The sequence below is a fragment of the Alkalicoccus luteus genome (genome assembly GCF_012034335.1).
In the GTDB taxonomy this organism is placed as follows: Bacteria; Bacillota; Bacilli; order Bacillales; family Salisediminibacteriaceae; genus Alkalicoccus; species Alkalicoccus luteus_A.
Genome location: NZ_JAATHJ010000005.1, coordinates 68,748 through 94,618 on the forward strand (window position 1 = coordinate 68,748; position 25,871 = coordinate 94,618).

A 25,871-nucleotide genomic window follows, 5' to 3' on the forward strand; every position below is an offset into this window, starting at 1 on the left:
GAATGACGATGACAAAAAGACCGGCAGGAAGCATTTTGCTTCCTGCTGGTTTTTTTCTGAAGTTTTACGCTTTTGGAACCGGAGACAGCCTCCAGATTTCTGAAGCATATTCGTGAATCGTCCGGTCACTTGAAAACTTTCCGGAGTGTGCGATGTTGATTGTGCTCATCTGCTGCCACTGCCGGTGATTCCGGTAGCGCGATTCCGCAAGTTCGTGCGCGTCGATATAGGAGTCAAAGTCTTTAAGCACGAAATACGGATCATTGTTATACATGATGTTATAGAAAATGTCTTTAAATTCAATCTCCTGCGAACCAAACTCTCCACCATAAAGCTGGTCCAGAATACGACGGATTCGATCATCTGCGTGATACATATCCTTTGCGTTGTATCCGCCGTTTGCATAGTAATCATGCACCTGCTCACTGGAAAGACCGAAAATGAAAATGTTATCACGGCCGACAAAATCGTTTATTTCAATGTTTGCGCCATCCATCGTTCCGATTGTCAGCGCACCGTTCATCATCATTTTCATATTGCCTGTTCCTGAAGCTTCTTTGCTTGCAGTGGAAATCTGTTCGCTTAGTTCCGCTGCAGGAATGATTTTCTCAGCAAGGCTGACATTGTAGTTTTCCAGGAAAATAACCTTCAGCCTGTCGCCAACTGCCGCATCATTGTTAACGATAGAAGCGACGTGGTGAATAAGCTTGATGATTTCCTTTGCCATATAATACCCTGGTGCGGCCTTAGCTGCGAAGATAAACGTACGCGGCGTCATATCCATCATTGGATTATCTTTCAGTTCGTTATAGAGGTAAATAACATGAAATATATTCATCAGCTGACGCTTGTATTCGTGAAGCCGCTTAATCTGTACATCAAAAATTGAATTCTCATTAACGGTGATCCCGGTCCGCTTGCGAATAAGGTCTGCGAGTGCTTTTTTATTTTCTTTTTTAACATCCGCAATTTTATCCAGAAATGGAGAATCATTTGAATAGCGGACAAGGGTGCTAAGCTTGGACGGCTGCTCCACCCACCCTCTGCCGATTGCATCTGTGATGAGAGACGAGAGCCCTGGATTCACCTGCAGCAGCCAGCGCCGATGCGTAATGCCGTTCGTTTTATTGTTGAACTTCTCAGGGAAAATCCGGTAAAAGTCATTCATTTCAGAGCGCTTCAGGATTTCTGTATGCAGCTTGGCAACACCATTGATGCTGAAGCTGCCGACAATCGCAAGGCGCGCCATATGGACCTGATCATCTGCGATGACAGCAACCCTGGGAATCAGGTCACGGAAAGCCGGCTTGTCATAATAGATGCCGAGACAGAAGCGTTCGTTGATCTCATTTATAATCATAAAAATTCGCGGGAGCAGGTTTTCCATCATGCTGACCGGCCATTTTTCCAGGGCTTCGCTCAGCGTCGTATGGTTCGTATAGGCAATTGTTTTAGTCGTGATATTCCACGCATCATCCCATGAGAAGCCTTCTTCATCCATCAACAGACGCATTAGTTCCGGAACAGCAAGAGACGGATGGGTGTCGTTAATCTGAATCACGGTTTTTTCATGCATGTTCTTTAACGATTTCGTACAGCGGGTTTTATGATCTCGGATGATGTTCTGGATGGTTGCGGACACGAGGAAATACTGCTGCTTCAAACGCAGCTCTTTTCCTTCATAACTCGAGTCATCAGGATACAAAAATCCGGAAATTTGTTCGACCGAATGCATGTGGTCAAGATGGTGGTAATATTTTCCTTCTGCATCAGCCAGAATGTCGGTGTTTTCAGGAGCGAGCTCGGCACTCCAGAGGCGCAGTGTGTTGACAACATCATTTTGATACCCGGCGACAGGTACATCGTAAGGGACAGCTTGAACTTCATCTGTGTCGTAATAGGAGAATTCAAGCGATCCATCGGAGCGTTTGTGAGGAATGACTTGACCGCCGAAATGAATCGTTAATGATTCATCTGCGCGGCGCGTTTCCCATGGGTATTCTTCTTTCAGCCAGTAATCCGGAAGCTCAACCTGGTTTCCATGAATGATCCGCTGCTCAAACAGGCCGTAGCGGTACCGTATTCCGCTTCCGTGGCCTGCGTATCTGAGCGAAGCAACAGAATCGAGAAAGCAGGCCGCAAGACGTCCCAGTCCGCCATTTCCCAGTCCTGCATCGTGCTCCTGGCCGTAAACAAGCTCCGGCTCAAAGCCGAGCTTTTTCAATGTAGTCGTACACGTGTCAAGCAGACCGCAGTTTTGCAGGTTGTTTTCCATGAGTCGCCCGATGAGAAATTCCATCGAAATGTAGTACATCTGACGTTCTTCCCGCTTATCATAATGCTTGCGGGTGTCCTGCCAGGAAGCGCTAAGCTGTTCCTGGACGATGGAAGCCACTGCATAATACATGTCTTTTTCGCTGGCTTCTTCTACTCCGGTTCCACGGAGACTGCGGAGCTTTTCCGTCAGTTGTTCTTCAAATGATTGCGTTGTAAGCACGATGGTTCCTCCTCTTTCGATTCCACGGCGCAAAGGCCGTATTGAGTTTACTCAGCGGACAGCAGCTGGTCGGCGCAGAGCGGTCAAGCAGCTCTGATTATCAAACGTTGTGATAAAAACATTCAGCAATACCGGAGATATAGCTTTAGCTTTCACCTCACGAGGGTACAAGCTCTGCGTAAACACCATTATAAAGCTTAGCTGAATCCTTCCAGCTGAAGCGGCTCTTATTGACATTTTTCAGAAGCGGCTTAAACAAATCTTCCCGATGGTATGCAAGAAGGGAATAACGCATTGCATACAGCAGTTCATGAGCATTGTAGTTTGCAAAGCTGAAGCCGTTCCCTTCGCCGGTTACTTCATTGAACGGGTGGACGGTATCTCGCAGTCCGCCGGTTTCACGGACAATCGGGATCGTCTTATACTGCAGGGAGATGAGCTGGGAAAGTCCGCAAGGCTCAAATTTTGACGGCATGATGAAGAAATCAGATGCTGCATAAATCTGGCGTGCAGCAGCTTCACTGAACTTCAGCTGCAGCGACATTTTATTCGGATATTTGTTGGCAAAATAAGCAAACGATTGTTCAAATGCATAGTCGCCGGTACCGAGCATGACAACCTGCACATTTTCCTGCAGAAACTCCTCCAGAATACGCTCCAGCAGATGGAAGCCTTTCTGTTCGACAAGTCTTGAAACGACTGCATACATAGGCACATCCGGATCTTCTGTCAGGCAGAGTTCACGCTGCAGAAACCGCTTGTTTTCCCGCTTCTTTGCACGGGAAGAGGTATACGGCGCGTAAATATACGGATCCTTTTGAGGATTGTATTCATCGGTGTCAATTCCGTTAATGATGCCAATCAGATCGACAGCCCGGTCGTTCAGGATGGAATCAAGGCCTTCGCTGTAGTAAGGCTGCTTGATTTCCTCTGCGTAAGAAGGGCTGACGGTTGTAATCTTATCAGCGTGAAAGAGAGCAGCTTTCATGCAATTAATCATCCCGTGCCATTCGAGACCGGCAAAGTGTTCCAGACCAATATTCATCAGATCGCTGAACGCTTCATGGGTCATCCAGCCCTGATATTGAATATTGTGAATCGTAAAGACGGTGCGGATATCCGTTCGCATAATGTTGGCGAACGCTACAGCGAGTCCTGTCTGCCAGTCGTGTGCATGCAGAATGTCAATGTCCCGGTCAAGCAGCGGAAGTGCTTCAATAACAGCCCGGCTGAAAAAGACGTAGCGTTCACCATCGTCAAAATAGCCGTAGACACCCTGGCGGCCAAAGTAAAATTCATTACGGATAAAATAGTGCGTCACACCGTCATGGTCAAGACGGTGAAGGGAAGCAGGCTGATTCCGCCAGCCGACCGGAACGGTGAAATCAGCTACTTTTTCCAGCTGATCTTTCCACTCAGCGTCCATTTCTTCATAAAGCGGCAGAATGACTCGCACTTCTGTTCCGCGTTCTTTCTCCAGTGCTCTCGGCAAAGAGCCGATCACGTCGGCAAGGCCTCCTGTTTTCATAAACGGGGTACACTCTGAAGCAGCAAAAAGTATCGTGCGCATGAAATGCTCTCCTCCTGATACGAATAAGTAATTGATAATGGACAGGAGCCGGCGGGCAGGGCCCGCCGGCTTTTCTAACAAATGTGTGACGGCTGACTCAAATGACAGGCGCACCGGGACGAAGTATGAAACAGCCTACGGTACGGCTTTGCTGATCAGATCTGCTTACGTTTTGCTACAACGAACGGCTTGTCTTTTGACCCGATAAACGTTTGACCGCTACTGATTCTGACGTCTTTGTCGAGAATGACGTTTTCCAGATGAACATCTTCCTCGATGATACAGCGCTGTAAAATGATCGAATTTTTAACGACAGCACCTTTCTTCACCTTTACACCTCTGAACAGCACACTGTTATGAACGTCGCCGTCGATCACGCTGCCGTTTGCCAGCAGAGAATCTTTGACGTCCGCGGTTTCGCGGTACTTTACGGGCGGTTCGTTACTGATTTTCGTACGGACATACTCGTTTTTAAAGAACAGCTCCCGGTACGGGTCCGGATCGAGCAGGTTCATGTTGTGCCGGAAAAAGCTTTCAATCGAATTCACAAAGAAGCTGTAGCCTTCATACTGATAATATTCGGCGTGCAGATCATGCAGATTTTCTTTAATCCCGTGAAAGAGAAAGTGGTCTTTATGAAATGCGATGCATTGATCGACGAGACGAAGCAGAACTTCTTTTTTGATAATATACACGTTCGTGAACGCATGCTTGTTTTCCTGGTCATTTGTCAGGTTTATCACCTGGCCGGCTTCATTTGTTTCAAGTCGGAGCTGAGGGACGTGTTCCGGAAGTGACTTGTCCAGCTGCACGCTGACCAGTGTTACATCGGCGCCAGTATCAAGATGATGCTGGAATGCTTCGTCGAAGTCAGTGTTCGCAACAAACTGGCTGCCGCTTACGAGCACGTGATCGGCTTTTGAGCGGTGAAAATAGTCGCGGTTGTTATGAAAATGACGAAGGTCCCCTCTTGAAATATCAGTCGGATCATTCCAGTCCGGGGGCAGAATGAACAGTCCGCCGTGACGTCGCGCCAGCTCCCAGTCGGCGCCGGTGCCGACATGGTCCATCAGTGACCGGTATTTCGTATTTGTAAATACTGCTACTTCCTCGATTCGAGTTTTAACCATATTGGAAAGCGTAAAGTCAATCAGCCGATAGCGGCCGGCAAATGGTGCAGCTGCTCCGCAGCGGAAGTAGGTAAGCTCTTCCAGAAAATCGTGTTCATGCTCCAGGTTTATGAGTCCCATCAGTGTATTCATCGGCACATCCTCCTTTAGGTTAACTGTTCCACGTATTCATCATTGATGACGACCGGTTCGGTTTCTTTCGTCCCGTCAATGACCGTATTATCAGGAATAACGACATTTTCCATGATAATCGCCCGTTCGATCGTGCAGTTTTTACCGATTTTCACGTGCGGGTGAATGATCGATTTATTGATAGTCGTGCCGGTTCCTACTTCCACACACTGGAATAAAATGGAGTTTTTCACCGTGCCGCTGATCCATGATCCAGAGTTAATCAGAGAATTTTCGACAACAGCCCGGCTGTCGAGAAACTGCGGCGGATAGTTGACGTCCTGAGAATACGTGCGCCATTCTTTGTTGTTGAGAGAGACCGATAAATCTTCTTCTAACAGGTCCATGTTGGCTTCCCAGTAGCTTTGAATGGTTCCGACATCTTTCCAGTAGCCTTCAAAGCGGTAGGCAAACATCCGCTTTCCGTCGTTTAGCATGGCAGGAATGATGTCTTTCCCGAAGTCGTGGTCGGAATCAGTTTGTTCTGCATCATCCAGCAGGTAGCTGCGAAGCGTTTTCCAGTTGAAAATGTAAATCCCCATCGATGCCAGGTTGTTTTTCGGCTCTTTCGGCTTCTCATCAAACTCATAGATTTCAAGGTTATCCTTCGTATTCAGGATCCCGAATCGGGATGCTTCCTCCCACGGAACTTCAATAACCGAAATGGTCGCGTCCGACTGCTTTTCCTCGTGATGCTGAATCAGGTCGTCATAATTCATTTGATAAATATGGTCGCCGGAAATAACGAGAATGTAGTCCGGATCGTACTGATCGATGTAATGAATGTTCTGGTAAATGGCATCCGCTGTTCCGGAATACCAGCTTCCGCCCCGTTTGGCCGTATATGGCGAGAGAATGGTCAGACCGTCAAACTGGCGGTCCATGTCCCACGGTTTACCGATTCCGATATGCTTGTGCAGGACGAGCGGCGAATACTGGGTCAGCACCCCGACCGTCTGAATACCGGAATTGGAGCAGTTTGACAGCGTAAAATCAATAATTCGATACTTACCTCCGAAAGGAACCGCGGGCTTTGCCAGGTCCTTTGTCAGCAGGCCGAGTCTTTTACCTTCTCCGCCGGCCAGCAGCATTCCTACACACTGTTTTTTCATGACAAATTCCTCCTCTTAGATAAAGCGTGCCTGTTTATTGTCTGTCAGGAATTTTCCCTGTACCTGATTAAGAACGGAGGGCAGCATGTGATTTCTTAAAGATGCTGACCGCAAATGGCGGTACTTTGACCTGTATATGCTGCGGCATGCTGTGCCACTGTTCAGGAAAACTGAAGTGCTTATCTTCATTTACCTGGCCGGAGCCTCCGTAACGGTCGAGATCTGAATTAAAAACCTCCTCGTACGTGCCTGGTTCCGGAACCCCGATTTTGTAGTCGTAGTGAACGACCGGCGTAAAGTTGCAGACAACGAGCAGCGTGTCTTCCGGATTGCGTGATTTACGCTGGAAACATATAACGCTCTGTTCACTGTTGTGCGGGTCGACCCATTCAAATCCTTTGCCATCGTGGTCCAGTTCATGAAGAGCAGGAAGCTCTTTATAAAGGTGATTAAGTTCCTTGACGTAGGACCTCATGGCGTCATGCAGCGGATAATCAAGCAGCAGCCAGTCAAGCCCTTCCTGATCACGCCATTCGGCATACTGAGCGAATTCGCCGCCCATAAACAGCAGCTTTTTACCGGGATGGGTCATTTTATAACCGTAAAGAAGACGAAGCTGGGCAAACTGCTGCCACTGGTCACCCGGCATTTTATCAACGAGCGCTTTTTTTCCGTGAACAACTTCATCGTGGGAAAGCGGCAGCACATAATTCTCACTGAAAGCGTACATAAAGGAGAATGTAAGCAGGTTGTGATGCCACTTGCGATAATAAGAGTCGTACTCCATGTATTTGAGCATGTCATTCATCCAGCCCATATTCCACTTGTAGTTAAAGCCAAGTCCGCCCGTATAAGTCGGAGCTGTGACAAGCGGTATGTCGGAGCTGTCCTCTGCCATCATGAGAGCAGTTGGATTGAAAGCGAAAACGGCTTCATTCAGTTTGCGCAAAAAGGCGAGCGCTTCCAGGTTCTCTTCGCCGCCGTACGTATTGTAAAGCTTCGGTTTGTCGTCTCCGCGGTCGAAGTTTAAATAAAGCATACTTGCCACAGCATCGACACGAATACCGTCGACATGGCACTCGTCAAACCAGAAAAGCGCATTGGAGACGAGAAAGCTCTGAATCTCCGGTCTGCCGAAATCAAACGTGAGCGTTCCCCAGGATGGTTTGTCGGCTTTTTCAATATCTGCATATTCAAACAGCGGCTCGCCGTCGAACATGCGCAGACCGTGGTCATCCCGGCAGAAATGGCCTGGCACCCAGTCCATAATCACTCCGATGCCCTGCTGATGGCACTCGTCAACGAACGCTTTAAATTCATTGGGGGTGCCATAGCGGCTCGTAACGGAAAAATAGCCGGTGATCTGATAGCCCCATGATAAGTCAAAGGGATGTTCAGCAAGCGGCATCAGCTCTATGTGGGTATAGCCCATTTCTTTGACATACGGAATCAGAAGCTCAGCCATTTCCTTATACGTATAAAGAGAACCGTCTTCTTTCTGCTTCCATGTTCCAAAATGAACTTCATAAATGTTGACAGGTTGTTCGTAGCTTGGGGTCTTTCCTTTTGAAGCCATCCATTCGTCATCATTCCACGAATAGTCGGCATAGTCATAAGGCACGACAGAAGCAGTAGCAGGTCGCAGCTCTGACTGGCGGGCAAATGGATCCGCCTTGAGACCGCTCCAGCCATTGTCGTGGCGAAGGGCGTACTTATAAGAAGAGCCGGCTTCTATGTCTTCAAAAAAACCGCACCATAAGCCAGCTTCCGAACATTGCTCCAACGGGTGGCTGTCCCAGTTCCAGTCGTTAAAGCTGCCGGTTACGCTGACCGAACGAGCGTGCGGAGCCCAAACGGCGAAACGGAAGCCTTCTCTGCCGTCGCTCTGGTGAGGATGGCAGCCGAGGATCCGGTGGGAGAAATAATTTGTACCCTGATGAAACAAATAGATATCGTCTTCAGTGATGAGATTCGGCATGCAGGGCATTCCTCCTTTCATAGAATCAACGCGTAAAAAACGCATATTACACTTATTCGATTTTAATAGGAAAAAGTCCTGTATGAATTTTGATTAAATTCAGAAAATTATTGAATGATCATTCATTTTATGCTTTGGCTTGAAACCTGTCCGAAAAGGGAATAGCATGGAACAGAATTCGAAGAGATGAGGGTGGGCAGCATGATGAAAGCATGGCTTGATGAACGTCACATTGTGACGATAGAAGCAGATCGTTTTGAGGACAGGGCAGAACTAATGTCGGAGAGCGGTCTTGTATACAGCTTGTATTATGAAAAGGCGCTTGATCATGAAACAGCCGTTTACCGCTGTAACGATCTGCTGCCTGTCGAACGCAGCATGCGAGTGAAGCTGGGAACAGGAGAAGCGCCGGTTTACCTGCGTCGTATCGTCAGGGACCCTGCATTTGATGCAGAATTTCCTGGAGATTTGGAGAAGCTTGGCGCTGTGCTTGAAAACGAGGTGACTGTTTTCCGGGTCTGGTCGCCGTGTGCTGACTCCGCTTCGGTGCGGACAGGCGGCACCAGGATGGAGATGACGATCAACGCGAATGGGACCTGGGAGGCGGTTGCAGACCGTGACCTTTCCGGCACTCCTTATTTATACGAATGTATCGTCCACGGCGAGGAGGTCGTAGCTGTTGATCCGTATGCCAAGGCATTGACTGCCAATGGCGAAGCAGCGGTCGTATATCACCCTGAGAGCCGGGAAAGCGCTCCGGCGCGTCCGTTTATAGAGCACACGCAGGACAGCATCATTTATGAGCTGCACATCCGGGACGCGACGATCCATCCCGACAGCGGGGTAACATGGAAAGGCAAGTATAAAGGATTGACGGAGCGGGGAACGGTGAACCGAAGCGGTGACAGCACCGGCTTGAGCTATATTAAAGAGCTCGGCGTCACCCATGTGGAATGTCTGCCGTTCAATGATTTTGCCCGGGTCGACGACAATCATCCGGACGATTATTACAACTGGGGCTATGATCCGCTTTTCTTTCAAGTACCCGAAGGAAGCTACGCGACGGACCCGCGGGACCCGTTCTGCCGGATACACGAGCTTCAGGAGATGATCGATGCTTTTCATGAAGAGGGGCTCGGCGTCATCGCGGATGTCGTGTTTAATCATGTGTTTATCCGGGAAGAGTCTTCGTTTGAAAAGCTGGTGCCAGGCTATTATTTCCGCTTTCATTTGGACGGATCGCCTAGCAACGGAACGGGAGTCGGAAACGATTTTGCGTCTGAGCGTCATATGGCGAGAAAGTTTATCCTGGATACGATCGATTACTGGCTTACGCACTTCCGCCTGGACGGCTTCCGGTTTGATTTAATGGGGGCGCTCGACAAACTGACAATGCGGCTGATATCGGCGCGCTGTCAGGAAGAAGAAGTGCCGGTTGTACTGCTTGGAGAAGGCTGGGATCTTCCGACAGCGCTTGCCTCCGATCAGAAAACGGTCAACACGCAGGCGGGAGATGTGCCCGAAGTCCGTTTCTTTAATGATTTTTTCAGAGATACCGTAAAGGGCGGATTGTTCGACTTTAATGACTTCGGATTTGTGAATGGGAAGGGGCGCTTTATTGAACGGATGCCTCAGCTCGTGAAAGGATCTGCCGATACGATGGAATGGGCGGAGCCGCACGTTTCTGAGGTGACACAGACGGTTAATTATGTGGAATGCCATGACAACCATACGCTTTGGGACAGGCTGCGACGATCGAATGAAGAAGAAAGCGAAGCAGACCGCAGAGCGATGCATGAGCTTGCAACGGCGCTTGTGATTATCAGTCAAGGCGTGCCGTTTCTGCATGCAGGCCAGGAGTTTTTCCGCACCAAATTCGGGGAAGGAAACAGCTACATTTCCGGAGACAGGATTAATCAGCTGGACTGGGAACGGCGGACGGAGTTTGATCCGCACATCGATACTGTCAAAGAATTGATCGCGGTCCGAAAGAAATATGGAGTCTTCCGGCTTCGCTCTGCTGAATCAGTCCGCAGCAGGCTTCATATGTTAAGTACGCCTGCTCCTGTGTTCGGTTTTCTGCTGCTTGCCGCAGAAGGAGATATTGCGTTTTACATTAATCCAACAAAGCGGCGCTATGAGCTCCAGCTTCCTGCTTCAGGGATCTGGAGACTGCTCGTATCGAATAAAAAGGTGGAGCGTGTTCCGCTCGAAGGGGAATTTATGCACCTGGAGCCGTATGAATTTATGCTCGTAAAAAAATCCCGTCAGTAGTTGAACAAACGGTAAAACTTATTTACAATGATATAAGGCTTTTCCTGCGCTTTTTGAGCGTAAGTACGGAATCGGATAAGGGTGAAACGATTGGAACATTTCAGCATGGGGGAAGGATGGCACCTGCGCCCCGCCGGTGGAGCAACCGGTGAAGCGTATGTGGCAGAACAGGGACAACAAAAAATATTCGTGAAACGTAATTCTTCACCGTTCCTGGCAGTCCTTTCAGCTGAGGGAATTGTTCCAAAGCTGCTGTGGACGAAGCGTCTTGAGAACGGTGATGTTATTACTGCCCAGCAGTGGATCAGCGGCCGGGAGCTTAAGATTGCGGAAATGAATCAATCCCGCGTAGCTGAGCTTCTCGCCAAAATCCACCAATCCCAGGAACTACTGGACATGTTTAAGCGAATGGGCAACCGTCCGCTTATTCCGGGCAACATTTTCCGGGCGCTGCAGACACACGTGCGTCATAAAGGCATGGACCAGGGCAGCTTGCAGCAGGCGTTGCAGCAGCTGGAAGTCAGATTCCCGAATCTGACAGAACAAGACTTTGTCGTCTGCCACGCAGACGTGCACCATAACAACTGGATAGAGGATGAGAAAGGGAATTTATTCCTGATCGACTGGGACGGAGCGCAGGTAGCAGACCCTGCGCTCGATTTAGCCCCGCTGCTTTATGCATATGTGCCGGAGGAGAGCTGGGAACTATGGCTTCAGGCATACGGTCGGACACCGGACAGCAGCATGTGGTACAGGCTGTGGTGGTACCGGATGGTGCAAAGCATTGAAAACGTCCTCTGGTACGATGAACGCGGAGAAGTGGAACAGGCCGCAAACTGGACCCGCAAAGTGGAACAACTTCTTCATAAAGGAAGCGGTGCCGGGAACTGAGTCCGGCGCTGCCTGAGGGCTTCATGACGCAACGTCGTCGTGAAGCCGTTTTACTGTTTATGTTGGAAAGGGCCGGAATCTATGCTGCGAGCAGGAGTTCCGCAGCATGATCATTAATTTATAAGGAGAGAAAACGATACATGAGACTGCGCAACAAACCATGGGCACCTGAGTATTTAAAGGAAAACAATGATATCGTCGTGGAGGAAGCTTCACGATGGAAGGGAAAATGGCATGATCATTTTGGCAACAATCATCCTCTCTATGTCGAAATCGGTTCCGGTAAAGGGAAGTTTGTAAACGAGCTGGCAGAAGCCAATCCGGATATAAATGTCATCGGTCTCGAACTCTATGAAAGTGTGATTGTAAACGGTGTGGAACGAGCCGTGGAAAATCGTAAACCGAACCTTCGTTTTTTACAGGAGAATGCTGCAGATTTGCCGCAAATGTTTGCTGCAGGAGAAATCGACCGCCTGTATATAAACTTTACTGACCCTTGGCCCAAAAAACGACATGCCAAGAGACGGCTGACGCATGAAGGATTTCTTGAGCTCTATCGAGAAGTACTACACAGAGAAGCAGAGATCCACTTTAAAACCGATAATCAAGGGCTGTTTGAATTTTCGCTGGAGTCGTTATCCAGTTCGGGAGCACAATTAAAAAATATCAGCCTGGACCTTCATCAAAGCGAAATGGAAGGGAACATCATGACTGAATATGAACAGAAATTTTCGCAGAAGGGGATGCGGATTTACCGTCTGGAAGCTCGGCTTCATCATGATTAATAAGGTGGGGAAAGCATGGCATTGGAACAGCTGAACGTTGGAAGTAATATCACGCTTACTTGGCTTGACGGCGGCGACACGTTTATGGATGGCGGCGCTATGTTCGGAGTTGTACCAAAACCGCTCTGGTCCAGGAAGTATCCTGTTAATGAGCGAAATCAGATTGAGCTTCGCTGCGATCCGGTACTCGTGCAGATGGATGAACAGATTCTGCTTATCGACAGCGGAATCGGGCGGGGCAGACTTTCTGAAAAAGCCCTGCGGAATTATGGTGTAACCGGAGAATCCAGGGTAGAGGAAAATCTCGCAGAGCTAGGCCTGACGCCAGCAGATATTACCGATGTTGTTATGACACACATGCACTTTGATCATGCGTGCGGACTCGTAGCAGAAACAGAAGAAGGGCCTGTTCCTGCTTTTCCAAATGCGGTGATTCACGTAAACGAAACAGAATGGGATGAGATGCGCAATCCGAATATGCGTTCCAAAAATACCTATTTCAAAGAAAACTGGGAGCCGGTTGAACAGCTCGTCCGTACATATACAGATACGCACGAGCCGGCACCGGGCGTACGCATGATTCATACAGGCGGCCACAGCGCAGGTCACGCGATCATTCGGATTGAAGGCCCTGACAGTGTGTTCTGGCATATGGCGGATATTATGCCGACGCACGCCCATCAGAATGCTCTCTGGGTGCTCGCGTATGATGATTATCCGATGGACTCGATTTACGCAAAGCAGAAATATGTAACGGATGCTCTGAAAGCAGGCGACTGGTTCTTTTTTTACCACGATTACAAATATCGTGCCATCCGCTGGGATGAAACGGGTAAAGAAGTGCAGGATGCGGTTAAACGGAAAGCAGCAGCCGAAAGTCCTTCCCGGCGTTAGCAGTTGAATTAGCGAGAAAGGCGCTCCAGGATCATTTGATCCTGGAGCGCCAGGCTGTTGAAAAAGTCTTACAACTTACATGTTTATTCGTTTGGTTGTATTTCCCCTCTGTTTACCGGCGGAAGCTTGCCGTGGGCTGGCCTTCAGCTATTTCTCAGGGTGACCCCTGTATGAAGGGGAAGAAAGGCACGTAGGATGGCGCGGCTTCACTCGGACACAGGCTTCTCGCGAGAAGCCTTTAAGACCCGGTCCGGCTCCGCTCGCGCTTTTCATGCCGTTCAAAATCGAACGGCTATGAGGCTTCACTCGGACACAGGCTTCTTACAAGAAGCCTTCAAGACCCAGTCCGGCTCCGCTCGTGCGTTGATGCCGTTCGCAGATCTGAACGGCACGGAATCTTCAGGCTGCGCGGCTTCCACTGGCATCTCCGCCGGACACATCGGGGAAACGGCTCTGCTTCGTGGAAAACAACGTCACAACAGGCAGACGCGACTGCTTTTTTACGTTTATCATGATTTCTAGGAAGTACGGACACCCCTGTTCAACATTGAAACGTCTCATCGGGAAAGTTCTATCCGTATGGAAGCCGATCGTGCATTCATAACCAGGCACTTGAAACGCACTGCCAGCTGCCGACATCGGAGGACCTCGACTCCAGGAGGATCAGAACGAGGCGAAGATCCAGCGCTTCCGGCAGCAGGAGGGAAAGCCGAGCCCGTTCCCTCCGGAAAGCGAGTGTCCGCAGATACAGGCAGATGCAACGTTATTCACTTAAAATGACTTTATCCACACTCTGGCGCTCCAGGATCATTTGATCCTGGAGCGCCTTTTTAAACGTGCCTATTCCTGTTTTTTGAAATCGAGAATGGAACCTGTTGCAGCATCAACGTGGAATTCGTATGCAAAAACCCCGTCTTCTTCCTCAATTGTTACGCCACCCCGGTAAACATCATATACGAGCTGATCTTTTTCATACCGCTCTGTAATCATGTGTACCCAGGAACCTTCAATTTTTCCGATATCGGCGGCCTTTTTTTTCACCAGCTTCAAGGCCTTTTCCGGTGCAAGAATCGTTTCTTTCTGATCCAGCGTGTTTTTCGCGATCATCGTGACGGCCACTCCGGCCCCCACTCCCGCAGCAAAGCGTTTCCAGCTCATGTTGAACACTCCTCTTCCTTCACATTCATTTCCTACAGTATAGCGAAAGTGAAGCTGGTTGCCAATGGAAATCAAAGCGGTTTCATGAAAAAAACGGCAGAGACAGCGATTTATTTCGAATAACGAAAAAAACTGGAATCCGTGCAGCTGCTCCGGTAAAATAGCAGGTGGAACCATAATAGAAAGGGAGTGCACGCATGCATAAGGATACATACCAGCTTTTCGAAACGTTGACTCAGCTTCCGGGTGCACCCGGCTTTGAACACGAAGTGCGCAGCTTCGTAAAAGAGGAACTTGGAAAATACAGTGATGAAGTCGTTCAGGACCGTCTTGGAAGCGTGTTTGGTGTGAAGCACGGATCGGAAGAAGATCCGCGCGTTATGGTAGCCGGACACATGGATGAAGTTGGATTTATGGTCACCTCCATTACTGACAAAGGGCTGATCCGCTTTCAAACGCTTGGCGGCTGGTGGAGCCAGGTGCTGCTTGCACAGCGCCTGCATATTATCACGGATAATGGACCGGTAACGGGTGTAATCGGATCAATACCACCACATCTTCTTGATGAGGCGAAGCGCAGCAAGCCGATGGAGATAAAAAACATGTATATCGATATCGGAGCTGATGATAAAGCCGACGCAGAGAAAATCGGCATCAAGCCGGGACAGCAGATTGTTCCAGTCTGTCCGATGGAAAAGCTCGCCAATGAGAAAAAACTGCTCGCTAAAGCATGGGACAACCGTTACGGTGTCGGGCTTTCGATCGAGCTGCTAAAGGAACTTCAGGGAGAAACGCTTCCGAATACGCTTTATTCAGGAGCGACAGTACAGGAAGAAGTCGGGCTGCGCGGTGCGCAGACAGCAGCTTCCATGATCCGCCCGGATATTTTCTACGCTTTGGATGCAAGTCCTGCAAACGATGCTTCTGGTGAGAAAGATGCATTTGGAAAACTTGGTGCAGGAGCACTGCTGCGCATTTTTGACCGGACGATGATCACTCATCGCGGCATGAGGGAATTCATCCTCGACACAGCCGAATCGAATAACATTCCGTATCAGTTCTTTATTTCACAAGGGGGAACTGACGCGGGACGCGTTCATATCTCCAATAACGGTGTTCCGTCAGCTGTTATCGGAATCTGCTCACGCTACATTCATACTGCTGCGTCGATGATGCACGTCGATGATTACGCTGCAGCGAAAGAGCTGCTCGTTAAGCTCGTAAAAGCAACAGACCGTACAACGATGCAGACGATCCGTGATAACGTGTAACCTGGAAATGAAAGCAGCCTGCTGCAGCATCTCGCTGCGGCAGGCTCTTTTTGATGCGCCGGGCTATTCCGTTTCGAAAATGTAGGACAAAGCCTGCAGCGCTTGCTCAGGTGTCTCAACAGTCACTTGTGCTTTTTCAGAGAGCTCTTTCAGCGCATGATGCAGCTTTTCCGGCCGCACGAGGATGAGCGGCTTGTTTAAAGCAATTGCCGCACCAGCATCCATCGCGCTGTTCCACTGACGGTATTCTTCACCGAAAAGCGCGAGAACGACGTCGGACCGGTTCAGCAGCACACGCGTGCGCAAGTTGTTCATCTGGGAAGCAGCTTCATCTTTTGCGATCTTATTTGGCTGCTCTCCCAGAATTTCTTCTCCGATATTGTCTGAGCGGCTGTGATTTTCCATTGGCCCGGTAAAATGAATCGGCAGTCCTTTTTCCTGAGCTTTTTCCTTCAGCTCACGCCGCCAGTCATCATGAATCTGTCCTGCAAGATAAACGGTGATCTCCATTATGAACACTCCTTCTAAAGAATGTAATGCCCGGTTGCAGGGGCTGTTTCTACTATCACCAAAAAGAGGCGGGTGTGTCAACTCATTGGAAATCATACGACGATGATTCGCCTTTTTCCGACAAATGTTACAAAAATGTTTCGCGTTTGTAACATAACTGTGATATGATTACGTAGGATTAAAAAGCCGGATTGATATCCGGTCCGTATAAAGCTGATGCGTTTTTTTCATGAAGACGTTTCAGGAGACTAATGAAACCGATTGTCTGGATTGGAGGAATTCCCGTGTGGTGGATGGGAAAACCAGCTGGCATTACGGCTGCCTGCATCCTGCTGGGTGCTTGCAGCTTAAGCGATGATCAGCTCTCTGAAAAAGCAGAAAAACTGCTTCAGGAAAAAGTGAAACAAGAACCGGAAGAGCCGACAGTTCATCAGGATGGGCTTTCTGTCTTTCTTCCTGATCAGGCGGAGATGGAGAAGAGCGGAAGCGCAGAGTTTCACATTAATGTGGAAGAGCAGATCTTCATTTTGAATCTGGATGGTTCAGAAGCTGATCAGGAAGATACCCTGATTCCTGAGAGAGAACCGCTTCTCGCCGAGGTTTCTCGTGAAGGGGTGGAAGAGGCCTTCTTTCACATTGCTCCATTTGACGGGGATGCTTATGAAGTGATGGTAGGTTCCGGAAGTGCGGAGATCTCAGGAGTCATGAGACTTCAGGATATTTCCGAGCAGGCAGGAATGATGTTTGATATCGTTCAGTCTGCCGAAAAGCATGATCATATAGGAAGAGGCATGACTCCCTCAGCAGGGGAGTGATGCCTTTTTATATCTGAGCGGTCCCCTTGACAAAACAGGTGTCAAGACATCATCATGAACAAATGATGGCACGGAGGCGGTTGGATCATGAAGCAATTTTTACATAAAAAAGGAATCGACTTATCATTCCGGACATATTTCATAACGGGATTAAGCTATATGGCACTGGGGCTGTTTTCTTCTCTCATAATCGGCTTGATTATGCAGACAGCAGGCGACGCTGCCGGCATTGGCTGGCTGGAGAATACCGGTACGCAGGCAATGGCCCTGGCAGGTCCTGCGATCGGTGCTGCTGTCGCATACGGATTAAAAGCACCGGGTCTGGTGTTATTTGCCGCTCTGTTTGGCGGAGCTGCCGGATACGATTTAGCTGGACCAGCCGGTGCATTTATTGCGGCTGTTGCAGCAGTGGAAGCAGGGAAACTGGTCTCAGGTGAAACGAAAATAGATATTCTGGTCACTCCGTTGGTGACGATCTGCACAGGCGCAGCCGCAGCCGCAGCAGTTGGTCCACCGGTCAGTGCACTGTTAACCGGCATCGGTCAGTTCATTATGTGGGCAACGGAACAGCAGCCGTTCATCATGGGAATGCTGATAGCAGCCGTGATGGGGCTGGCGCTGACTGCACCTATTTCGAGTGCTGCGATTGCAATTATGCTGCAGCTGGATGGATTAGCGGCGGGAGCTGCTGCAGTCGGCTGTGCGGCACAGATGATTGGTTTTGCAGTTATCAGCTTTCGTGAGAACAAAACAAGCGGACTTGTTTCACTTGGGATTGGTACGTCTATGCTGCAAATAGGAAACATCATGCGCAACCCGCTGATTCTGATTCCGCCGACGGCTGCGGGTGCGATGATCGGTCCGCTTGCAACAATGGTCTTTCTCATGGAGAATAACCCTGAAGGAGCCGGAATGGGAACGAGTGGATTTGTTGGTCAGATTATGACGTTTCATACAATGGGCTTCACCCAGTCTGTACTATGGTCCGTGCTTTTGCTGCATTTTGTGCTCCCGGCAGTCATCAGCCTGCTGCTGTCAGAGTGGATGAGGTATAAAGGGTGGATCAAAGCCGGAGATATGAAAATTGAACAAGCATAGGAGGCGTATTTGCTGTGAAGGAACTAAAACAGGAACACGAGATTCGAAACGTAATGAAAGAAGGAGAGACCGTCCTGATGTTTTCAGCCGGCTGGTGTCCGGACTGTACGGTAATCGAACCAGAGCTTCCTGAAGTTGAAGCACACTTTTCAACGATGAATTTTTATAAAATCGACCGGGATCTTCATCCTGATCTTGCAGGTGAGCTGAATATTATGGGAATTCCAAGCTTTGTGGTCTACCGCAATGGAACGGAATCAGGGCGATTCGTAAGCCGTGACCGCAAAACAAAAGATGAAATTATCCGGTTTTTGCAGGAAGTGTGAAGCCAGCCGGTAAAGCGTGTTAAAATGGCTTCAATGGAGGGATACGAACATGAAAACGATGGAGATAAAGCGTGCTCTGGAAAAAGAGCTGCAGCATGAGCATTGGACGACGTCATTTGACCGGGACCGGGAAACCTTCCGCATCGAAGACGACCGTGTCGGCAAAGGCATTACGGTCCGCTTAGGAAATGTAAAACAGGCATTCGAAAACGATTCGGAGGAAGCACTCGCTTCAACCGTTTCAAAAATAAAAGAGGGGATGCGGCTTCTCATAGAGCGAGTTGATTTAACTGGCAAAGAGAAGCAGATCTTTCCGGTACTCCGTACGCCGGACTTCGCTGAGGATCAGAATTTAGTTAAAGATGAGCATACGGCAGAAACGAGCGTATTTTATGCAGTCGATGAGGGCGAGTCGTATTCTTTAATTGATGAGAATATGCTCGCCTCGTCGGGCAAGACGGCCAAGGAAGTGCGTGAAGCCGCAATGTTCAACATCCGTTCATTAGCGACAGATATGAAGCAGGATACGGTTGCAGGGAACCATTTTTATTTTCTCCGTGCGGGAGACGGTTACGAAGCAAGCCGTATACTAAATGATCAGCTGCTTGAATCGATGAAGGATATGGCTAAAGGAGAACTGGCGGTAGCTGTGCCCCACCACGATGTGCTCATTTTTGCAGATATTCGAAATGAAGCCGGTTATGACGTACTGGCGCAGATTACGTTTCAGTTTTTCTCGGAAGGTCACGTGCCGTTGACTGCACTCCCATTTCTGTACGAGAACGGTGAATTAGAGCCGATTTTCATACTGGCTCAGAAAAAACCGAAGAGCACGAAAAAAGATGGATGATTTTTCAATGAATCATCCTGTATAGTTAGTGATGGAAAGGTAACTCATGCTGGGCACAGTCTGCGAGTTACCTTTTCCATATTTTACATAAAAGTCAGGTGAGCATAGTGAGAGACCCAAAGCATTATATAGATAAAATGAGAGAATGGATGTTTGGCATCGATGACCGGACAGAACGACCTCCGCGTGAATTTCAGAAGCTCAAGAAGCTGGAGAGAAGAAGCCAGATTCCAGAGCTTGGAGAAGTGAAAATGCAGCACTATTATCCAAAGGAGAAGCGCGGTGTGCGGGACGTCCCGGCAATGCCGCCGGAACGAAAAAAGTCAACGTCTGCGAAACCAGCGCCGAAAGCCAGGCCGAACCGCTCAGTAAAAGAGCCGGAAGCAAATAAAGAGACCCGCCGGCGTTCATCCGCAGCAGAGGAGCAGTCAGTCCCGAAGCCGCCTAAAAAACGTCCGGATGTATACAGCCGCGGTCCCTTTAAAGCCCAGGAGATTCCGTCGCCCATCTATGGTCTTCAGCTGCAGCGTGAACGCGTTAAAAGAAGGCGGGAAGCGCTCTACCCTCAAACGAATGAAGAGATCAGCGAAACTGAACCGCAAGCGCTTGAAAATCCGGAAGCACCTGAAGCAGTAAGGGCAACATTCGTTGCTCCTCCGGCAGAGGAGGATACAGCAGAAATTCCGGCAAGTGATTTTGAAAAACGTAATGAGAAAGAAGCGGCTGACACGAAGCCGGCCTCTGCAAGTGCTGGATTACACATTCCGGAACCGGAGACAGACGCTGCAGACTCAGAGCCGGAATCCCCTTCTGACGAAGCAGCGCTCGAGATAAACAGGGAGTTTCCGGAGTCTGAGAGTGAGTCGGTGGCAGAGCAGTCTGACTGGAAAGCAGAGCTTAGCGAGGAAGAAAACAGGCAGCTCCATGAAGCCGCTTCTTCGCCTCCTCCGCCACAACGCCGGCGCAAGCCGGAGGTTCAGTCAGTTTCGAAGCAGCCAGATAATGCCAAGGTTCCCTTTAACGTGATGATGCAGCCTTCTGATAAGCGGAAGGTTAAAAAGCAGGAAAAGAATTACAGCAAACCGGAACTGAACCTGCTGAGCATTCCGCCGAAACGGGATGCTGACCTGGACAGCTGGGCCAGCGAAACAGCTGAAAAATTAAATGAAACGATGGCATATTTCCGCGTCCGGGCTGAAGTCGTGACCTATACGTCAGGCCCTTCCGTTACGCGTTTTGAGCTGCAGCCGGAACCAGGAGTGAAAATCAATAAAATTGTTCAGCTGACAGATGACTTAAAGCGAAGCCTTGCAGCTACAGAAATACGGATTGAGGCACCAATTCCGGGCAAGACAACCGTAGGAATTGAAGTTCCCAATCCATCGGCAGTTCCTGTCATGCTTCGCACCATTCTGCGGGACAGCTCTTTCAGGGACGCTGCTTCTCCGCTCACGGTTGCGCTCGGGATGGACATTGGCGGCAATGCGATTACTACAGATATCGGTTCCATGCCGCACGGGCTGATTGCCGGTACGACCGGATCGGGAAAAAGTGTCTGTGTCAATTCGATGCTTTTAAGCCTGTTGTATAAAGCTTCTCCTGAAGAAGTCAGGCTGCTGCTGATTGATCCCAAAATGGTAGAGCTTGCACCATTTAATGACGTTCCGCATCTGGCAGCACCAGTTATAACGGATACAAAAGAAGCAACAGCCGCCTTGAAATGGGCTGTAGAAGAAATGGAAAGACGATATCAGCTGTTTGCAGCAACCGGCTCCAGGGATCTGGAACGCTACAACAGTAAAGCAGAAAAGAAGCTGCCGCGATTAGTTATTGTCGTTGATGAGCTGGCAGATTTAATGATGGTCGCTCCGCAGGAAGTGGAGGAGGCCATCTGCCGGATTGCCCAGAAGGCAAGAGCGTGCGGCATTCATCTGCTTGTGGCCACACAGCGCCCATCAGTTGACGTCATTACCGGCTTAATTAAAGCGAATATACCATCGCGGATTGCTTTCTCCGTCTCCTCTTCTGCAGATTCGAGAACGATTCTGGACAGTGGCGGAGCAGAAAGGCTGCTGGGAAAGGGCGATATGCTGTTCCATCCCAATTCGCTTCCAAAACCGATGCGAATCCAGGGCACTTTTGTAACAGATGAAGAGATTGACGGGGTTATCCGTCATACAGCTACCATGAAGAAGCCGGAACCGCTGTTTGACCCTGCTGAGATTCGCGAGCAGCAGGATACCGCATCGTCTGGCGATGACCTTTATGAAGAAGCTGTTTCGTTCGTTGCAGAGCGGCAGTCGGCCTCCACGTCCCTTCTGCAGCGCCGTTTTCAAATCGGCTATAACCGGGCTGCAAGACTGATCGATGACATGGAAGCCAAGGGGATTGTTTCACCGGCTAAAGGAAGCCGGCCGAGAGATGTTTACACGTCAGAAGTTTAATTCAGGATAGTGATTTTTTACGATATCAGCTTATGTACTGGATTATGTACAGACGGAAAGGGTATAGTAGAGGAAAGGTTGTACAGCCTTCCAACTGTACCCCTTTTTTATGAAACAGGGAACCGTGATCATGCAGGCGGCCTGAACGGCCGGCCCCTTGCTCCGTCTGAACAACCATCAGACAGGGAGGGGATCAGAATGCATCAGATTTTACTTGGACATCTCGTGGAACAGATTTCACCTGCGTGGCTGCATCTCCTGACAGAGGAGGAACGGACGAAAGATATTGTCCTGCGTCACGGAGTCGAACAAGTGAACGAAGAAGATGTGAAAGAGATCATGGAAGCAGTCATCTCAGAGAAAGCAGACAACACCCTGTACCATTAGATAAAAGAATCATTTAATGATGAAGAATGAGGAGAACTGGATTAATGAAAGAAATTACGTTAAAGCTGCGTGGAGAAATCGACCGCCTGACGAATAAAACGTTTAAGTTTGATGAACGTGTCGGAGAAGGCTGGTTCTCAGCAGTTTATTTTTTAAAAACAAAAGAAATTGCAGAAAAAGTCATTCCTGATAATGTAGTGACGATGCAGTTTTTTCAAAAACAGCATGCCGTACTGTGCGGAACGGATGAAGCAATAGCCCTTCTGCAGGAATTTGCTGTTGAGCCGGAATCACTGGAAATTCATTCGCTGGAAGACGGAGACAAGGTGGAGCCGTTTGAAACTGTCCTGACGATCACGGGACCCTATCAGCACTTTGGCTTCTTAGAAGGAGTCATCGACGGTATTCTCGCCAGAAGGACCTCAGTGGCGACAAACGTCTATGAGGTAGTAAAAGCAGCGAAAACATCGGGCACAGAGAAACCGGTTATTTTCATGGGAGACCGGGACGATCATTTCACCATGCAATCCGGTGACGGCTATGCAGCGTTTATTGGTGGTTCCAAAGCCCAGGCGACCCATGCGATGAATGAGTGGTGGGGCAAAAAAGGTATCGGCACGATGCCCCACGCGCTTATTCAGCTTTTTAAAGGGGATCTTGTTCAGGCAACGAAAGCGTATAAAGATACGTTTCCTGATGACGAACTTCTCGCACTCGTCGATTACAATAACGATGTTATTCAGGACTCGCTCAACGTAGCCAGGGAATTCGGCCGTGAGCTGAGCGGTGTCAGGGTAGATACTTCCAATCATATGGTGGACCGGTACTTCACGAGAAATCCGGACGTTCTCGGCAGCTTTGATCCCAGAGGGGTCAATCCGAAGCTGCTTTTTGCATTGAGAGAAGCACTCGATGCTGAAGGGTTTCATCATGTTAAGATTGTTGCTTCCGGCGGATTCGACGCTAAACGGATTACCAGGTACGAACGAGACGGTGTGCCGGTAGATATGTACGGAGTCGGCAGCAGTCTGCTTAAGGTGCACATCGGCTTTACAGGAGACAACGTCATATTAAACGGCGAGCCGCAGGCGAAAGAAGGCAGAAAATACAGGGAAAATCCGCGCTTAAAGAAAATAGAACTTCAGGCAGCGGATATCCGGAAATAAGGCCGCCGGTCGCCTCATATTGAGAAACAGTCGGGAGCTGTGCCTTCGGGACGGCTCTTTTTTCTTCACAACGTGTCTACATAGCTGGAAAGGAGGCGTGCAGCATGCCAGAACGCAAAGCCACATTTATGATTAATTTTGAGGAAATGAAGCGTGAGAAGCAGGAAGCCTATCACAGAGAAGCCGAGGATCTTTATGAACGGCTGTTTGAATTCGTCGAACGTGATTTAAATATGAGAGAAAAAGTCCGGGCCAAGCACATGTTTCGGGATCTCTGCGGCTTTGAAACAGATCGGGTGCTGACTCATGAAGAGGAGCTGCACGCCGAGCACTGGATGCTGTTTGATTACATTACGGTGATTGGCTCCCGCCCGTTTGATTTGTTTATACGCAGCCACAGTGCAGAATTGACGGCAAAAATGAAGGAAATTGCGGGGATGATGATGCTCATGCACCTTGCGCCTTACCGTGTGCTGCATACGTGCGGGACGGAACATCTTCTTTCACCATTTCAGGAAGAGCGGGAGATTGCCGTCAGGGCAGTCGGCAGCCCGCAGCAGGCAGAAGCAGGTGAACTGATTCTGGCAAGAGTTGCGCAGGTAGGTTTTGAGAAAACAATGATCGGGCCTTGTATCCGGATTAATCCAGACGATGAGGAAAAAGCACTTGAAAAACTCCGGTATTTTGAAGCGAAAGGGAGAAAATCCTACCATCGGTTTCTGAAGGAAACAGGCATATCGTTTCTGCAATACCGTCCGTAAAATGGCACATAGCGGGGATAGAGCCTGTCTGTTATAATGGGGAGATGAATCGCCGGAATCCCCGGCACCACGACTTATTCAAAATTCGGAGGCAGTTGGAAATGACAAACTATCATTTCATTGGAATAAAGGGCTCTGGCATGAGTGCATTGGCACAAATTCTGAGCGATATGAAAATGAACGTACAAGGTTCTGATGTGGAGAAACGTTTTTTCACGCAGATACCGCTTGAAAATAAGAATATCCCAATTTATCCTTTCCAGGCCGATAACGTGCAGGAAGGGCAGACAATCATAGCGTCACCTGCTTACAATGAAACAAATCCCGAAGTACAGCGGGCCGGAGAAAAAGACATCACGGTGCATTCTTATCCGGACTTTCTCGGGTCATTCATTAAACAGTTCACCAGCGTGGCAGTAACCGGATCGCATGGTAAAACAACAACGACGGGGCTTCTCTCCCATGTTCTTTCAGAAGCGAGGCCGACCTCGTATCTGATCGGAGACGGAACAGGTAAAGGAACGGAGAACAGTGAGTATTTCGCATTCGAAGCATGTGAATACCGTCGTCATTTTTTAAATTATTATCCTGATTACGCTATTATGACGAACATTGATTTTGATCATCCGGATTATTTCAAAGATGTCGATGATGTTTTCCAGGCATTTCAGGACATGGCTTCTCAGGTACAAAAAGCGATTATTGCCTGCGGTGACGATCCTCATTTGCAGCATCTGCAGGCAGGCGTTCCGGTTATCTATTACGGACTGTCAGAAGAAAGTGATTTTCAGGCTCGGGACATTAAAACAGATGCTGAAGGGACGCACTTTGACTGCTACGTGCGGCAGGAGCACTACGGCAGGTTTACGATCCCAGGCTACGGCACCCACCACGTGCTGAACGCGCTGGCGGTGATTGCGATCTGCCACTATGAACAGATTGAGAAGGAAACCGTGGCAGCTCAGCTTGCTACATTTTCAGGTGTGAAGCGCCGCTTTTCCGAAAAGCAGGCTGGCACGCAGATTCTTGTTGATGATTATGCGCACCACCCGACCGAGATTCGTGCGACGATCGAATCGGCAAAAAAGAAATACAGCGGCAGAGATGTCATTGCGATCTTCCAGCCGCACACGTTTTCCCGGACAGAAGCATTCTTGAACGACTTCGCTTCGGCTCTTGGAGATGCGGATCACGTTTATCTGTGCGACATCTTTTCGTCGGCCCGTGAGAAGAAGGCGGAACTGACCATACGGGATCTTCAGGACAAGATCTCCGGTGCACAGCTTTTAGAGGAGTCCGGAACGGAAGTGCTTATGCAGTATGATCATGCAGTCCTGCTGTTCATGGGTGCCGGGGACGTGCAGAAATTTCAGCGAGCTTACGAAGAAAAACGAATCAGCCAGGAAGGTGCTTTATAATTGGTATAAGAAAGCTTCCGTTCGTTTATGAACGGAAGCTTTAGGCTGTTGATAAAGTCAACTTGTTTACATGTTTATTCGATGGATTGTATTTCCGCTCTGTTTACCGAGCCTGCCGTGGGCTGGTCTTCAGCTCTTTCTCAGGGTGACCCCTGTATGAATGGAAGAAAGGCACGTAGGATGGCGCGGCTTCACACGGACACAGGCTTCTCGCGAGAAGCCTTTAAGACCCGGTCCGGCTCCACTCGCGCTTTTCATGCCGTTCAAGATCGAACGGCTATGAGGCTTCACTCGGACAGAGGCTTCTTACAAGAAGCCTTCAAGACCCAGTCCGGCTCCGCTCGTGCGTTGGTGCCGTTCGCAGA

The 25,871-nt window shown here is 49.2% G+C and carries 22 protein-coding genes; 15 read left to right on the forward strand and 7 right to left on the reverse strand.

What is annotated here, in order from left to right; all coding sequences use genetic code 11:
- Positions 1–64: 64 nt before the first annotated feature.
- From HCN83_RS05055 to glgB, 5 genes are all read right to left on the reverse strand, one after another.
- On the reverse strand, positions 65–2,500 hold the full coding sequence (locus tag HCN83_RS05055) for a glycogen/starch/alpha-glucan phosphorylase (protein ID WP_168005333.1): 2,436 nt from the start codon (positions 2,498–2,500) through the stop codon (positions 65–67).
- Positions 2,501–2,654: 154 nt separating this feature from the next.
- A complete protein-coding gene (gene glgA, locus HCN83_RS05060) occupies positions 2,655–4,067 on the reverse strand; it encodes a glycogen synthase GlgA (RefSeq protein ID WP_168005238.1) in 1,413 nt (470 codons plus the stop codon).
- 155 nt (positions 4,068–4,222) lie between these two features.
- Complete coding sequence (gene glgD / locus HCN83_RS05065) at positions 4,223–5,329, reverse strand: glucose-1-phosphate adenylyltransferase subunit GlgD (protein WP_168005239.1); 1,107 nt, start codon at positions 5,327–5,329, stop codon at positions 4,223–4,225.
- Between the two features lie 14 nt (positions 5,330–5,343).
- Positions 5,344–6,480 (reverse strand): glucose-1-phosphate adenylyltransferase, encoded by a 1,137-nt coding sequence (locus HCN83_RS05070; RefSeq protein ID WP_168005240.1) that lies wholly within the window; start codon positions 6,478–6,480, stop codon positions 5,344–5,346.
- Between the two features lie 67 nt (positions 6,481–6,547).
- Positions 6,548–8,458 (reverse strand): 1,4-alpha-glucan branching protein GlgB, encoded by a 1,911-nt coding sequence (gene glgB, locus HCN83_RS05075; protein WP_168005241.1) that lies wholly within the window; start codon positions 8,456–8,458, stop codon positions 6,548–6,550.
- A 201-nt stretch (positions 8,459–8,659) separates the two neighbouring features.
- On the opposite strand from glgB, the gene pulA reads away from it, so the two are divergent.
- From pulA to HCN83_RS05100, 5 genes are all read left to right on the forward strand, one after another.
- Complete coding sequence (gene pulA, locus HCN83_RS05080) at positions 8,660–10,732, forward strand: type I pullulanase (RefSeq protein ID WP_168005242.1); 2,073 nt, start codon at positions 8,660–8,662, stop codon at positions 10,730–10,732.
- A gap of 81 nt (positions 10,733–10,813) precedes the next feature.
- A complete protein-coding gene (locus HCN83_RS05085) occupies positions 10,814–11,623 on the forward strand; it encodes a phosphotransferase family protein (protein ID WP_343033656.1) in 810 nt (269 codons plus the stop codon).
- Positions 11,624–11,763: 140 nt separating this feature from the next.
- Complete coding sequence (gene trmB, locus HCN83_RS05090) at positions 11,764–12,408, forward strand: tRNA (guanosine(46)-N7)-methyltransferase TrmB (protein WP_168005243.1); 645 nt, start codon at positions 11,764–11,766, stop codon at positions 12,406–12,408.
- A 21-nt stretch (positions 12,409–12,429) separates the two neighbouring features.
- Positions 12,430–13,302, forward strand: a complete 873-nt coding sequence (locus HCN83_RS05095) for a YtnP family quorum-quenching lactonase (RefSeq protein ID WP_425483589.1) — start codon at positions 12,430–12,432, stop codon at positions 13,300–13,302.
- Positions 13,303–13,668: 366 nt separating this feature from the next.
- A complete protein-coding gene (locus tag HCN83_RS05100; protein ID WP_168005245.1) occupies positions 13,669–13,824 on the forward strand; it encodes a hypothetical protein in 156 nt (51 codons plus the stop codon).
- A gap of 318 nt (positions 13,825–14,142) precedes the next feature.
- Here the strand turns inward: HCN83_RS05100 and HCN83_RS05105 are convergent, their stop codons facing one another.
- A complete protein-coding gene (locus HCN83_RS05105) occupies positions 14,143–14,460 on the reverse strand; it encodes a PepSY domain-containing protein (protein WP_168005246.1) in 318 nt (105 codons plus the stop codon).
- A gap of 197 nt (positions 14,461–14,657) precedes the next feature.
- Here HCN83_RS05105 and HCN83_RS05110 point away from each other — a divergent pair, with 197 nt between their 5' ends.
- Complete coding sequence (locus tag HCN83_RS05110) at positions 14,658–15,731, forward strand: M42 family metallopeptidase (RefSeq protein ID WP_168005247.1); 1,074 nt, start codon at positions 14,658–14,660, stop codon at positions 15,729–15,731.
- Positions 15,732–15,794: 63 nt separating this feature from the next.
- Here the strand turns inward: HCN83_RS05110 and HCN83_RS05115 are convergent, their stop codons facing one another.
- Positions 15,795–16,241 (reverse strand): YtoQ family protein, encoded by a 447-nt coding sequence (locus tag HCN83_RS05115; RefSeq protein ID WP_168005248.1) that lies wholly within the window; start codon positions 16,239–16,241, stop codon positions 15,795–15,797.
- Between the two features lie 251 nt (positions 16,242–16,492).
- Between HCN83_RS05115 and HCN83_RS05120 the strand changes: the two genes are divergently transcribed.
- The 9 genes from HCN83_RS05120 (at position 16,493) to murC (ending at position 25,506) form a co-directional block, all read left to right on the forward strand.
- Positions 16,493–17,056 carry a hypothetical protein gene (locus HCN83_RS05120; RefSeq protein WP_168005249.1) on the forward strand — a complete coding sequence of 188 codons (564 nt, stop codon included), beginning with the start codon at positions 16,493–16,495 and terminating at the stop codon, positions 17,054–17,056.
- An 87-nt stretch (positions 17,057–17,143) separates the two neighbouring features.
- Positions 17,144–18,154, forward strand: coding sequence for a PTS transporter subunit IIC (locus HCN83_RS05125; RefSeq protein WP_168005250.1), 1,011 nt, complete (start codon positions 17,144–17,146; stop codon positions 18,152–18,154).
- 14 nt (positions 18,155–18,168) lie between these two features.
- On the forward strand, positions 18,169–18,480 hold the full coding sequence (locus HCN83_RS05130) for a thioredoxin domain-containing protein (RefSeq protein WP_168005251.1): 312 nt from the start codon (positions 18,169–18,171) through the stop codon (positions 18,478–18,480).
- A 49-nt stretch (positions 18,481–18,529) separates the two neighbouring features.
- Positions 18,530–19,330 (forward strand): DUF1444 family protein, encoded by an 801-nt coding sequence (locus tag HCN83_RS05135; RefSeq protein WP_168005252.1) that lies wholly within the window; start codon positions 18,530–18,532, stop codon positions 19,328–19,330.
- Positions 19,331–19,467: 137 nt separating this feature from the next.
- Positions 19,468–21,774, forward strand: a complete 2,307-nt coding sequence (locus tag HCN83_RS18580) for a DNA translocase FtsK (RefSeq protein WP_168005253.1) — start codon at positions 19,468–19,470, stop codon at positions 21,772–21,774.
- A 198-nt stretch (positions 21,775–21,972) separates the two neighbouring features.
- Entirely contained in the window at positions 21,973–22,161 is a 189-nt protein-coding gene (locus HCN83_RS05145; RefSeq protein WP_168005254.1) for a hypothetical protein, read from the forward strand.
- 44 nt (positions 22,162–22,205) lie between these two features.
- Positions 22,206–23,327: a nicotinate phosphoribosyltransferase gene (locus tag HCN83_RS05150; RefSeq protein WP_168005255.1), complete on the forward strand. Its 1,122-nt coding sequence runs from the start codon at positions 22,206–22,208 to the stop codon at positions 23,325–23,327.
- A 104-nt stretch (positions 23,328–23,431) separates the two neighbouring features.
- Entirely contained in the window at positions 23,432–24,088 is a 657-nt protein-coding gene (locus HCN83_RS05155) for a hypothetical protein (protein WP_168005256.1), read from the forward strand.
- A gap of 101 nt (positions 24,089–24,189) precedes the next feature.
- Positions 24,190–25,506, forward strand: a complete 1,317-nt coding sequence (gene murC, locus HCN83_RS05160) for a UDP-N-acetylmuramate--L-alanine ligase (protein ID WP_168005257.1) — start codon at positions 24,190–24,192, stop codon at positions 25,504–25,506.
- Positions 25,507–25,871 lie beyond the last annotated feature (365 nt).